We start from the raw sequence: 12,812 nt of genomic DNA, 5'->3' as shown, positions 1-12,812 counted from the left end.
AACCGGGTCACTAGTAAGGTCCAGTTCCATGGCCGTGGAGTGGGCCGGTTCGGGCCCGGAATTGCTGATCACCATCGACCGGGACAGCGCCGTCGGGTTGCGCACCCAGCTGGAGAACCAGCTGCGCGACGCGATCCGCGGCGGGCGGCTGGCGAGCGACGAACGCCTGCCCTCCTCCCGCGAGCTCTCCCGCACCCTGCGGCTGTCCCGTGGGCTCGTCCAGGACTGTTACGCGCAGCTGCAGGCCGAGGGGTACCTCACCAGCCGCGCCGGCTCGGCGACACGGGTGGCCGCCGCCACCGCGCCTCGTACGGACGCCCCGCCCGCGCCGTCTCCCCCGGTGACGCGGCCACGGCACGCGATCGCCGACTTCCGGTCCGGCGTGCCCGACCTCGGCCTGATGCCACGGGAGGACTGGGCGTGGGCGATCCGCGAGGTCTGCAGGACGAGCCCGAACTCCGCCTTCGACTACGGCGACCCGCTCGGCGAACCAAGCCTGCGGGACGTGCTCGCCGCCTATCTGCGGCGGGTACGAGCCGTCGCGGCCACCGGCGATCGGCTCGTCATCTGCGCCGGCATGGCGCAGGCGCTCGGGCTGGTGCTCCAGGCTCTCGCCGCCGACGGCATCGGCACGGTCGCCTTCGAGAACCCCGGACCCGGCACGTCGACGCCACGGCTGGCGGCCGCCGCCGGCATGACCGCCGTACCGGTCGCGGTCGACGAGGACGGCATCGACGTCGCGGCGCTCGAACGCAGCGGGGCACGCGCGGTACTCGTGACGCCGGCCCACCAGTGGCCGACCGGCGTCGTCCTCGCCGGGCACCGCCGGCAGGAGATGATCGCATGGGCCCGCCGGTGCGGCGGAGTCATCATCGAGGACGACTACGACGCGGAGTTCCGTTATGACCGCGACCCGGTCGGCTCGCTCCAAGGGCTCGCGCCCGACTGCGTCATCTCCCTCGGAACCGTGAGCAAGTCGCTCGCGCCGGCGCTGCGCCTGGGCTGGATCGTCGCGCCTCCGAGGCTCCTCGGCGCACTGGCCGAGGGCAAGCGCCTCGCCGACCGCGGCAGCCCGGGCCTGGACCAGCTGGCGCTGGCGACCCTCATCGAGTCGGGCCGCTACGACCGGCACCTGCGACGCATGCGCGCCGAGTACGCGACGCGGCGCGTGACCCTCATCGACGCCCTCTCCCGCCACGCCCCCGGCCTGCGCGTCACCGGACTCGCGGCCGGCTTCCACGCCGTGCTCCACCTGCCCGCCGGCACCGACGAGAACGCCCTGATCGAGGAGGCTCGCCGCCGCGGCGTGGGGCTGTACGGCATGGCGGCGCTCCGGCACTCCGGTGGTACGGCCCCACCGCAGCTCGTCCTCGGCTTCGGCGACACCGGGAAGCGCGCCATCGAGGCGGGCATCGCCGCCGTCGCCGACCTGCTGGGGCCTGACTCATGAGCGGCGACGCGCGCTCACCACATAGGCCCCGATGAGGATGAGGACGCATCCCAGGAGCTGGAGCGGCGATGGCCGTTCGTTCAGGAAGATGGCGGCCATCGCCACGGCCCCCGCCGGGGTGAGCAGCAGGATGCTCGCGCCGACGTGGCTCGGCAGCCGGGGCGAGCACAGGGCCACCAGCAGCCAGCCGACGATCTGGCTGGTCAGCGAGGCCACCAGGAGCCACCCGAACGCCGCCCAGCCCGGCGCCAGGTCCACGCCCTGCCAGAACGCCCCGCCGACGAGCGAGGCGAGAGCCGCGGCCGCCGTGACGTCGCGATAGGCCCCGATGGGCAGCCTGCCGTCGCCGCGCCGCAGCAGGAAGAGGAAGCCCGCGTAACAGAGCGCCGCGAGCACCGCGAGCGCCGCACCCGTACCCGGCGCGCGGCCGGTGGAGGCGCCGTCGGCCAGGCCGGCGGTGAGCACCACCCCGGCGATCAGGATCGGCAGTGCCAGCGCGAAGGCCGCGGTCACCCGCTCGCGATCGATGATCCACGCGAGCAGCGGGACCAGCACGACCTGGACGTTGACGAGCACGGTCGACAGGCCGGCGCCGACGTCGGCGATCGCCTGGGTCCAGAGCAGCATGTCGCCGGCGAAGAGAACGCCGGCCAACGCCGGCAGCCACCGGCCTCGGACTCGCGCCGCCGTACGACGGCGCTCCCGGCGCGCCAGCACGGCCAGTACGGGGAGGGCGGGCAGGCAGCGGTAGAACGACGCGGTTCCGGGCGAGGTGCCGGACAGGTCGATCACGACCGGGGAGACGGACACGCTGAGGGCGCCGAGGGCCATTCCCACGGCGGGACGGCGCGCCGGCACTTCGGCGAATCGCCCGTGTCGTTCCCCCGTCCGCGTGACACCGAGGCGTTTCCGGACCGTGCCGTCCATGGTGAGAGGCCCCCTCGTCGTACCGATCGGTCACCGGTTCTTGCGGGGGTACCCGCGACCTGTATATGGATTCATGACAGATCCGGGCGCTTTTGATAAGCAACTCTTATGTTGGATGTGCGACGCCTACGCGTGCTCCTGGCCGTGGCGGCCCAGGGGTCGTTCTCCGCTGCGGCTCGGGCCCTCTCCTACAGCCAGCCGGCCGTGTCCCAGCATGTCGCGGCGCTCGAGCAGGAGCTCGGCGTCCGGCTCGTCGAGCGCGATCGGCGCCGTGTCCGGTTCACCGAGGCCGGCCGGGCGCTCGTACGCCGCGCCGAGACGATCATCGACGAGCTCGACCTGGCAGAGGCCGAGGTGCGAGCGGTCGCCGACGGGCGGGCCGGCCGGGTACGGATCGCGACGTTCGCCAGCGCCGCCTACACGCTCGTGCCCGCCGTCATCAGCCTGCTGCGGACCCGTCATCCGGGCGTCGAGCCGGTGTTGTCGCTCGCCGAGCTCCCGGCCGAGGCGATCGGCGCCGTCCGCTCCTGGCACGCCGACCTGGCGCTCACGGTCGGCCAGGAGCCCGCCGCGGACCTGTGCACCGACGTGCTCTTCGACGATCCGCTGCGTGTCGTGCTGCCACGTCACGATCCGCTCGCCGCCGCGACCGCCGTGCGTCTCAACGATCTCGCCGACCGGCCCTGGGTCATCGGCGGCGGCCCCGAGTGCCCGGACGCGGCTCTGATCCTCGCGGCGTGCCGGGGCCGCGGCTTCGACCCGCGGGTGGCACTGTCCTTTCCCACCGACGACTACACCGCGGTCCAGGGCATGGTCGCCGCGGGCGTGGGAGTGGCCCTGCTGCCGGACCTGGCACTCGGCGTCTCCCACCGTGGTGTGACCGTACGCCCCCTCGCCGACGAGGACGCGGTCACGCGCACGGTGTTCACCGTCACCAGGTCCGACCCGCGAGAGATCGTCGGGCAGTTGGCCGGCATCCTCCGCGAGGCCCACGCGGTGGCCTCAGGTGGCGCGACCGTAGTTGAGGAGAAGGGTGCCGTTCTTTCCTCGCTCCAGGTCGTCCAGCCTCCATTGCTGGAGCATGTCGCCGTCGAACACCCGGCTTCCGCGTCCGACCACCGCGGGGGCGACGACCAGTCGTAGTTCGTCGACGAGCCGGGCCCGCAGCAACGTACGGGCCAGGCTGATGCTCCCGTGGACGCCGATGTCGCGGCCGGGTCCCTGCTTCAACTCGGCCACGTAGTCGGTCACCGAGGTGGTGACCGGAGTGCTGTTCGCCCAGTCCTGAGTGAGGGCAGAGGACGTGACGACGTGCTTGCGGGTGCCGTTGATGAAGCTCGCGAAGGGCTCGAAGTCCGACTTCGGCCAGTACCCGGCCCAGTCGTCATAGGTCCCGCGGCCCAGCAGGACGTCGTCCTGGGTCTCGATGATCCTGCCGAGGTAGGGGATCAGCTGGGGCCCGTCGTCGGCGAGCCAGTCGCCCTCCTGGTGCTGGTGGGCGATGCCGTCGAGGGACATCAGGTGGTAGAGCACGACCTTGCGCATGGATTCTCCTCGGGTCAGTTCTGGCCGCGGACCGGCGTGTAGACGTGCTCGACGGACCCGTCCGGGAAGGTACGGGTGCCGGTGAGCTGAAGCGGCGTGGTCGCGCTCTTGTCGGGCGTGAGCCGCAGGCCGTCGCCGAGCAGGATCGGCATGACGACCACGCCGAGTTCGTCCAGCGCGTCGATGTCGCGGAAGGCCTGGATGGTCTGCTGGCCGCCGACCAGGTGCACGTCGCCGGTGAAGTCCGCCTCGCGCATGAGGCGGAGCAACTCGGCCGGGTCCGCGGCGGACACGACGTCCGCGGGCGTCCCTTCCGGGAGCGGCCGGCTGGTCAGCACGAACACCCGCAGGTTCGGCCACGGCCAGTGCGAGGACCCGACGGCCGGCGCGAAGGTGTTGCGGCCCATGACCACCGCGCCGCAGCCGGCGATGAACTCCGGGAGGCCGTGCGAGAGGCCGGACTCGAAGTCCGGTGCGGTCAGGATGGTGGGCAGCCCGTCCGGCGACGCGATGTACCCGTCGACGCTGACGGCCATGTGGGTGCGGATACGCATGAGATGTCCCTTTCGTTCGAGTGTCTGTCCAGGATGTCCGGCATCGCGGCCGGGCACATTGGGCTGATGCCTTAGGCGGATCGCTCCGCCCTCTTTAGATTCCGGGCGCGGCTACTCTGTGGCCATGGCGAACCGGCTGGTGAGCCCGGTTCTGGTGGGCCGGGAGCGGGAGCGTACGGCGCTGCTCACCGCGTACGGCGACGCGGGGCGAGAGGCGACCGTGGTGCTCGTCGCCGGCGAGGCCGGCATGGGCAAGACCCGGCTCGTACGGGAGTTCACGTCCGGACTCGGCGCGTCCGCGCGGACGGTGGCGGGCGGGTGCACCGATCTGGGCGCCGACGGGCCGCCGTTCGGCCCCTTCGTCACGGCCCTGCGCCGGTTGGTGCGGGCCGTGGGCGCCGACCTGCTTCCCGGCCGCGGCCGGCGCGGGCTGGCCCGGCTGCTCCCGGAACTCGGTGAGGACGACGGCGACCCGGACCGCGACCTGGGCCGGGCCCGGCTCTTCGAGGAGATCCTCCTGCTGCTGGAGGGCGGCGCGACCGACCGGCCGCTGGTCGTGACGCTGGAGGACCTGCACTGGGCCGACCGGTCCACCGGCGAACTCCTGACCTTCCTGGCACAGAACCTCAGCGCGCCGGGTCTCCTGCTCGTCGGAACGTACCGGCCCGACGAGATCACCGCGACGCATCCGCTACGGCCGTTGGTCACCCGGGACGAGAACGTACGGCAGATCATGCTGACCGGGCTGGACCGCGACGCGGTGACACAGCAGGTCGCCGCGCTGCTCGGCCACCCACCCGGCGAGCCGCAGGTGGACCGGATCTTCCGCCGGAGCGAGGGAAACCCGCTCTTCGTCGAGGCGCTGGTGGACGCCGGCGACGCCCCCGCCGAGTCGTTGCGCGAACTGCTGCGGACGGATGTCGAGCGCCTGCCCGAGCCGAGCCGGCGGATCGTGCACGCGGCCGCGGTCGCCGCCAGCCCGGTCCACCACGGCCTGCTGGCCGTGCTCACCGGGATGGCCGACCTGGAGTTCGAGGACGCGCTCCGCCCGCTCGTACGCCGGAGGTTCCTCGACGTCGTCGAGGGCGGGTACGCCTTCCGCCGCGACCTGATCCGCGAGGCCGTCTACGAGGGGCTGCTCCCCGGTGAACGGGTCCGCCTGCACCGGCGCTGCGCCGAGGCGATCAGCGCCGACCCGCGGCTGGTCCCCGCCGATCGCGGCCCCGTCGAGATCGCCGCCCACTGGTACGCGGTCGGCGAGGACGCCCACGCCGCCGAGGCCGCCTGGCAGGCCGCCGAGTCGGCCGGCCGGACGTACGCGTACGCCGAACGACACCGCATGCTCGACCGCGTCCTCCGGCTGTGGGACCGGCTGCCGGACCGGATCGGCGTCGACCGGCTCACGGTCATGGAGATGACCGCCGAAGCCTGCCTGAACGCGGGTGAACTGGCCGCCGGAATCGCCGTGGCGACCGCCGCGCTGGACGAGTCGCCGGACCCCGAGCGTGCCGCCGTACTGCTCGAGATGCGCGCGGCGATGCGCGACCGCAACGGCCAGGACCCGCTGCCCGATCTGCTGGAGGCCGCCGGATCGCCGGCGGTACGAGGACGGGTGCTGGCCGAACTGGCCGTCGCCCAGCGCAACCAACGCCTGCTGGCGCCCGCCCGCGCGTCGGCCGAGGAGGCGCTGGAGATCGGCCGCCGAACCCACGACGGCGTCGTCCAGGCGAAGGCACTCGTCACCCTCGCCGCCCTGGCCGCCGCGAACGCGGACCTTCCGACGGCGAACGACCTGTTCGCCCAGGCCGCCGAGGCCGCCTCCGACGCCCACGACACCCGGTTGCTCGTGGCGATCACCGAGTCGGACGCCCTGGAGACCCTCGGCGAACACGCCCGAGCGGCGGAGGTCGCCCGGCAGGGCATGACCCTCGCCGACCGCCTGGGGTTGACGCGCACCCGTGGCACGCTGCTGGCGCCGAACCTGTCGGAGTCGCTGCTCTCACTCGGCCGCTGGCCCGAGGCGAGCCAGGTCAACCGGGACGCGCTCAGCCTGACACCGCCGCCGCTGTACCGGGCGTACCTGCAGATCATCCAGGCGACCGTCGACCTCAGACGGGGAGCCACGGACCAGGCGGCCGCCGCGGCCGAGCAGTCCAGGACCGTCATGCGCGGCAACAACCGGGGCGAGGAGTCGTGCCTGGAGCCCGACCTGCTGGACTGCCGGCTCGCCCAGGTCAAGCAGGATGTCGGCGCCATGGCGGCGGTCATCGGGCACGTCCTCGACGATCACGATCTGCTGGTCAGCCCCCGGTACGGGTGGCCGCTACTACTCACCGCCGCCCGAAGCCTCAACGGCCACCGGCAGGCCTCGGGCCTGATCCAACAGCTGGTCACCTGGAGCAAGAAGCTCACGGTCACCGGCCGCCTGCAGCAGGCGCACCGGGTGACGTTCGACGCCGAGATAAGCTCGGACGTCGACGCGTGGCTCCCGGCGATCACCGCATGGCGCAACCTCGAACAGCCCTACGCCTTGGCCGAGACTTTGCTCCGCGCCGGCCGAGCGGCCCTGTCCGCCCGTGACAGGGATCGGGCGATCGCCCTGCTGACGGAAGCTCTGTCGATCGCGACCGAGCTGGGGGCCGGACCGCTGCGCACGGAGATCGAGAGCCTGACCCAGCGGTCCCGGATCCCCGTCGACACGACCGCCTCACCCGCCCGGTCGGAGACCGGCCTCACCAAGCGCGAACTCGAGGTGCTGAAACTCCTGACCGCCGGCCTGAGCAACCGCCAGATCGGCGAGCACCTGTTCATCTCCGCCAAGACCGCCGGCGTCCACGTGTCGAACATCCTGACCAAGCTCGGAGTGACAACTCGCCTGGAGGCCGTCGCCTGGGCCCACCGAACCCACCTCTTCGACCAGGAACGCTAACGCGTTTCTCCGTGGTTCAGCCCGAGTCCTTCTCGGCGACCCGGCCGTTGGTGACGTGTAGGCGACGTATGGTGTGCACCGCGTTGATCATCCGGCGGTCGTGGGTCACCAGGAGCAGGGTGCCGGGATAGGAGTCGAGTGCGGACTCCAGCTGTTCGATGGCGGGCAGGTCGAGATGGTTGGTCGGCTCGTCCAGAACGAGCAGGTTCACGCCTCGCGCCTGCAGCAACGCGAGGGCCGCGCGGGTGCGCTCACCGGGGGACAGCGTCGCCGCGGGCCGGGTCACATGCGCGGCACCCAGGCCGAACTTCGCCAGCAGGGTACGGACCTCGGCCGGCGACGACTCGGGGACCTCCGCGCCGAAGGCGTCCAGCAGCGCGCCCTCGCCCAGGAACAGGGCCCGCGCCTGGTCGACCTCGCCGATGACCACGCCCGCGCCGAGCGCGGCGTGACCTTCGGCGAGAACGGCCCGGCCCAGCAACGCCGCCAGCAGCGTCGACTTGCCCGCTCCGTTGGCTCCGGTGATCGCCACCCGATCGGCCCAGCCGATCTCCAGGTCGACGGGGCCCAGGGTGAAGTCCGCGCGCCGCACCACCGCGGAACGCAGAGTCGCCACCACCGCCCCGGCACGCGGCGCGGCGGCGATCTCCATCCGCAGTTCCCACTCTTTGCGGGGCTCCTCGACCACGTCGAGGCGTTCGAGCGCGCGCTCGGTCTGGCGGACCTTGGAGGCCTGCTTCTCGCTCGCGTCGGCGCGGAAGTTCCGGCCGACCTTGTCGTTGTCTCCCCCGTTGGCGCCCCGCGCCTTCTTCCTCGCGTTCCTGACGCCCTTGGCAGCCCACTCCCGTTGCGTACGGCCGCGCTCCACCAGGGCGGCGGCCTTCCCCGCGTACTCCTCGTAGTCGGCCCGGGCATGCCGCCGGGCGACCTCACGCTCGGCCAGGTACGCGGCGTAACCGCCGCCGTAGACGTTCACCTGCTGCTGGGCCAAGTCAAGCTCCACCACCCGGGTGACCGTACGGTCCAGGAACTCGCGGTCATGGCTCACCAGCACCGTGCCGGCCCGCAGGCCCGTGACGAACCGCTCCAGCCGCTCCAGCCCGTCGAGGTCCAGATCGTTGGTGGGCTCGTCGAGCAGGAAGATGTCATACCGGCTGAGCAGCAGCGACGCCATCCCGGCGCGGGCCGCCTGCCCGCCGGACAACGAGGTCATCGGCTGATCGAGGCCGACCGCCAGCCCCAGCTCCGCGGCCACCTCCCCAGCCCGGTCCTCGAGATCGGCGCCGCCCAGGTCCAGCCATCGCTCCAGGGCGGAGGAGTATTCGTCATCGGCGCCCGCACGCCCGCCGACCAGACCCTCGGTCGCGGTGTCCAACTCCCGCTGAGCCTGCGCCACCCCCGTACGACGGGCGAGGAACTCGATCACCGTCTCACCGTGACGCCGCTCGGGTTCCTGCGGCAGATAGCCGACCGCCGCGGACGACGGGCTGAGCGTCACGGAGCCGCCCTCGGGACGGAGCAGGCCCCCGAGAGTCCGCAGCAGGGTGGACTTCCCCGCGCCGTTGACTCCGACCAGCCCGATGACTTCTCCAGCGGAGACGACCAGGTCGAGCCCGGAGAACAAGGCACGGTCACCGTGGCCGGCGGCGAGGTCCTTCGCGACAAGGGTTGCGGTCATAGAACGCCAACGCTATCCGCCACTGGGTGACCGCCGAACGCAGCCGACGAGGCAGACCGGCGTTGCCGCTCGAACGGACGATCCGCCTGCCGGCGCGCGCCTGACCCTCATCGACTCGCGGCGACCGACCCGTTCGTCAGCCCGGCGACGCCGTTGGGCGTGCCGATGCCGGTCGGCCCGTCATACCCGACGACCGCGGTGCACAGGTAGGAGCCTCCGCAGGAGCCGTTGGCGCCGGTGACGATGTCGTTGAACGCCCATGGGCGCGCGTAGGGAAAGGAGCTGGGTTGATCGGCCGTACCCGGGACCCCGGCCAGGGCGTACATGGCGGCGAGCAACGGGGCGGACGCACTGGTGCCGCCGAACACCCGCCAGCCGGAGAACTCGAAACTGTCGTACACGGCGAGACCGGTCATCGGGTCGGCGTCGGCGGACACATCGGCCGCGGTACGGCGAGGACAGCTGAGGTCATGTTGAAAGGACGGCTTCGGCGCGTACGGGGAGCAGCCGGAACCAGCGCCGGACCATGCTCCTTCCACCCAGCCGCGAGGGTTCGACGCCCGCACGAGCGACGTGCCGCCGACCGCCGTGACGTACGGCGAGGCGGCCGGATAGAGCTGGTGGCCATAGCCCTGGTCACCCGAGGCGAAGGTGAAGGCCACGCCGGAGTGAGCGGCGAGACGGCGGTCGAAAAGCTCCTCGCCAGAGAACTCGTTCGCGCCCCAGCTGTTGCTGACGAACCTCGCGCCCTGAGCGACGGCCTGGTCCTCCGCGGCGAACAGATTACTGAAGAAATTGTCATTCGCCTCGACGAGCAGGATCCGGCAGTACGGGCATGCCGCGCTGACGGCGTCCATGTCCAACGAGGCTTCACCGGCCCAGCCCGCGTCGGATGGGGGATAACGTGTCCCGCCATTCTGGTCTATTTTGCGGAAGCAGCCGTTCGCGGTGGTGCAGGGCGGTAGGCCGTATTGGTTACGGTAAACCGCCAGATCCTGTTCGGCACTTGGGTCGTCGAAGGCGACGACGATCGCCACGGTTCGCCCGAAACCGGCAGTGGGGAGGCGATACGCGTCGCGAATCTCCGCAGGCCCATATCCGGGCGGCAGAAAACCGGGCGAGACCGTCGTGATGCGGGGCAGATCGGAGCGGAACAGCGCCAGACAGAAGGCCCTACCAGCGCCGGGCGACGGCTCGCAGACACGCCGGTACGGCAGCCCGCGCTGTGCTGCGGCGACGGACGGGAGCACTATCAGCGCCAACGACATCAGCGCCAACAATGGCAGCCGAATCCGCACAAGCCGCATCATCTTTCCCCTTATTGGCTACGCTTCTCAGCGAGAACGACAGCGAGAGGTTTTTCCCCTGAAGTCGAGAGCCAAATCCTGGCGAGATGACGTTCTCCGCTACGGCCGATTTATCCGATGCACGCCTCCACGGTCGACGTTGAGCGGAACGCGAACAACGTGTCGTGGTCGGCTAAGTCCGCCCTAGTGTCCTGCGCCTGAAATTCGTTGCAGATATCGGGCGAGGGAGTCGAGGATCTCTTCGGCGGTCTTCTTCCACACGAACGGTTTGGGGTTGGTGTTCCACTGAGTGATCCAGGCGCGAACGTCGGCTTCGAGAGCTTGGACGCTCTTGTGGACGCCGCGCCTGGTCAGCTGGTCGGTGAGGTGGCCGAACCAGCGTTCGACCTGGTTGATCCAGGATGAGCCGGTAGGTGTGAAGTGGACGTGGAAGCGGGGATGGCGAGCGAGCCATTCGTGGATGAGCGGTGTTTTGTGGGTGGCGAGGTTGTCGCAGACCAGGTGTACGTCCAGTTCGGCGGGGACGGCCTTGTCGATGGCGACCAGGAACTTCTTGAACTCAGTGGCGCGGTGCTTGCGGTGTAGTTCGGTGATCACCGTTCCATCGGCGATGTTGAAGGCGGCGAACAGGCTGGTGGTGCCGTGCCGGGCGTAGTCGTGGGTGCGACGCTCGGGCATCCCCGGCATCATCGGAAGCACCGGTTGCGACCGATCCAGTGCCTGCATCTGGCTTTTTTCGTCCACGCACAGCACGACCGCTCGCTCTGGCGGGTTGTGATACAGCCCGACCACGTCCACGACCTTCTCCACGAACAACGGATCCGTCGACAGCTTGAACCCATCGACCAGGTGCGGCTTGAGGTCGAACCGCCGCCAGATCCGCCCGATCGTCGATCTGGACAACCCCGTCCGTTCCGCCATCGACGCCCGCGACCAGTGCGTCGCGCCGACCGGTGTCTGCTCCAGCGTCAAGGTGATCACCTCCTCGACCTGATCGAGCAGAATCGAGGGCGGCCGGCCCGGCCGCGGCTCATCGGCCAACCCGGCCAGCCGGTGCTCGATGAAGCGTTTACGCCACTTGCCGACCGTCGCAGCGGACACGCCGGCATCCGCCGCGACCTGCGCGTTCGTTGCCCCATCCGCACACGCCAGTACCACCTTGCATCGCAACGCGAACGCCTGCGTCGACGTCGCCGCCCGTGCTCCACGCACCAACTCCGCCCGTTCGGCATCACTCACCGTCAACGGAGCCTTCGGCCTGCCAGTCCTCGCCACTTGCCAAGCATAGAGTTATTTCACCTAATTAAGGCGCAGGACACTAGCGCCAGATCATGAAGTCGGGGAAGGCGTACCGGCCGGGACGGGCGCCGATCTCCTCGACGGCCGCCTGCACGTCCCGTAGCTGATCCACCGTCATCTGCAGCGGCGGCTCGTCCGGCTGATACGTGGTGCCGATGCGGTAGTCGACACCCGGTTCACTCGTCATCTCGATATGGCAACCGAGGACGTGTGTGACCGGCCGCGCGCGGGCGAACTCGACCAGGCGACCGACGGTGCGGTGGAATGCGGCCCAGTCCTCGACGTACAGCCGGCCACGGTAGATCGTGTCGCCGGTCAGCAGGAGGCCGGTGTACGGATCGTAGAACGTGACGGCCGCCCTGTGGTGCCCCGGGGTGAGCAGGCATTCGAGCACCCGACCCCCGAGGTCGACGTGCGCGACCTTTTCGGGTTCGTCGGCGAATCCGAAGTAATCCCGGACAGCGCCGAGTCCCGCATCGACGACGGTCGTCCCAGGCCGGCCGGCGAACTGGGCGTCCCCTTGGACGTGGTCATCGTGCGCATGAGTGTGCAGCACGAGTAGCCCGTAGTCGTCCCTTGGATGCCCGGCGAACCAGCGTTCGATCAGATCGTCGACGGTTCGGCGCAGCGGAAACCATTCGGCGGACTCCGTCGCGCCGGTGTCGATGAGCACGGCTTGGGCGTTGCCGAACAGCAGGAACATGAACGGCGCCTCATAGTGGACCGCCTTGTTCTGCCGCAGGATGACAGTGTGCTCGTTGTAGAAGTGCACCTGAATGTCGGGATCCGTGTTGTGCTTGGCCGACGGCGACCCGTGAATCCACTGCACATCGAGCGATCCGGGCATGGGAACGCCTGATGTGAAGTCGATGAGTTGCATGCCCCTACCCATACCCCCGCCGCCCCTCAAAGGCGACTGACTCAGATTCATGCGGACCCTCAGCGACGATGGATCTGTCCGGGCGCGTGGCCTAGGTCGTACTGCCCCGGTCGATGACCAGTTCGCGTAGGTGGACGGCGAGAGCGCTGGTCCAGACCGTGGTGAACCACTGACGGGCTTGGGTGACGTGCCGCGTGCCAACCGGTGAACTGGGTTGGCCGTGATGGAACATGATCCGCCCAG

9 protein-coding genes and 1 pseudogene are annotated in these 12,812 nt (G+C 70.4%); 3 read left to right on the top strand and 7 right to left on the bottom strand.

What is annotated here, in order from left to right; genetic code table 11:
• Positions 1-28: 28 nt before the first annotated feature.
• Positions 29-1,450 carry a PLP-dependent aminotransferase family protein gene (locus tag ACQEV1_RS06390; RefSeq protein ID WP_433392289.1) on the top strand — a complete coding sequence of 474 codons (1,422 nt, stop codon included), beginning with the start codon at positions 29-31 and terminating at the stop codon, positions 1,448-1,450.
• Here ACQEV1_RS06390 and ACQEV1_RS06385 read toward each other — a convergent pair.
• On the bottom strand, positions 1,445-2,377 hold the full coding sequence (locus ACQEV1_RS06385) for a DMT family transporter (protein ID WP_433392286.1): 933 nt from the start codon (positions 2,375-2,377) through the stop codon (positions 1,445-1,447). The two genes, ACQEV1_RS06390 and ACQEV1_RS06385, sit on opposite strands and share 6 nt — an antisense overlap.
• 108 nt (positions 2,378-2,485) lie before the next feature.
• On the opposite strand from ACQEV1_RS06385, the pseudogene ACQEV1_RS06380 reads away from it, so the two are divergent.
• Positions 2,486-3,346, top strand: a pseudogene (locus ACQEV1_RS06380) (LysR family transcriptional regulator); the annotation flags it as partial.
• A gap of 33 nt (positions 3,347-3,379) precedes the next feature.
• Here the strand turns inward: ACQEV1_RS06380 and ACQEV1_RS06375 are convergent.
• Together ACQEV1_RS06375 and ACQEV1_RS06370 are read right to left on the bottom strand one after the other, a co-directional pair.
• The gene (locus ACQEV1_RS06375; RefSeq protein WP_433392283.1) at positions 3,380-3,922 is read right to left on the bottom strand and encodes a dihydrofolate reductase family protein; all 543 of its coding nucleotides are present in this window, start codon (positions 3,920-3,922) and stop codon (positions 3,380-3,382) included.
• A gap of 14 nt (positions 3,923-3,936) precedes the next feature.
• Entirely contained in the window at positions 3,937-4,476 is a 540-nt protein-coding gene (locus ACQEV1_RS06370) for a dihydrofolate reductase family protein (protein ID WP_433392280.1), read from the bottom strand.
• A 124-nt stretch (positions 4,477-4,600) separates the two neighbouring features.
• On the opposite strand from ACQEV1_RS06370, the gene ACQEV1_RS06365 reads away from it, so the two are divergent.
• Positions 4,601-7,405 (top strand): helix-turn-helix transcriptional regulator, encoded by a 2,805-nt coding sequence (locus tag ACQEV1_RS06365; RefSeq protein ID WP_433392277.1) that lies wholly within the window; start codon positions 4,601-4,603, stop codon positions 7,403-7,405.
• A gap of 16 nt (positions 7,406-7,421) precedes the next feature.
• On the opposite strand, the gene ACQEV1_RS06360 is transcribed toward ACQEV1_RS06365, so the two are convergent.
• From ACQEV1_RS06360 to ACQEV1_RS06345, 4 genes are all read right to left on the bottom strand, one after another.
• Entirely contained in the window at positions 7,422-9,083 is a 1,662-nt protein-coding gene (locus ACQEV1_RS06360) for an ABC-F family ATP-binding cassette domain-containing protein (protein ID WP_433392274.1), read from the bottom strand.
• Positions 9,084-9,190: 107 nt separating this feature from the next.
• Positions 9,191-10,393 carry a S53 family peptidase gene (locus ACQEV1_RS06355; protein ID WP_433392272.1) on the bottom strand — a complete coding sequence of 401 codons (1,203 nt, stop codon included), beginning with the start codon at positions 10,391-10,393 and terminating at the stop codon, positions 9,191-9,193.
• A 180-nt stretch (positions 10,394-10,573) separates the two neighbouring features.
• Positions 10,574-11,665, bottom strand: coding sequence for an IS630 family transposase (locus ACQEV1_RS06350; protein WP_433392269.1), 1,092 nt, complete (start codon positions 11,663-11,665; stop codon positions 10,574-10,576).
• A gap of 43 nt (positions 11,666-11,708) precedes the next feature.
• Entirely contained in the window at positions 11,709-12,536 is an 828-nt protein-coding gene (locus tag ACQEV1_RS06345; protein ID WP_433392266.1) for an MBL fold metallo-hydrolase, read from the bottom strand.
• Between the last annotated feature and the right edge of the window lie 276 nt (positions 12,537-12,812).

The sequence above is a fragment of the Actinoallomurus sp. CA-142502 genome (genome assembly GCF_050936355.1).
Classification (GTDB): domain Bacteria; phylum Actinomycetota; class Actinomycetes; order Streptosporangiales; family Streptosporangiaceae; genus Actinoallomurus; species Actinoallomurus iriomotensis.
This window is presented reverse-complemented; position numbering and strand designations above follow the sequence as displayed.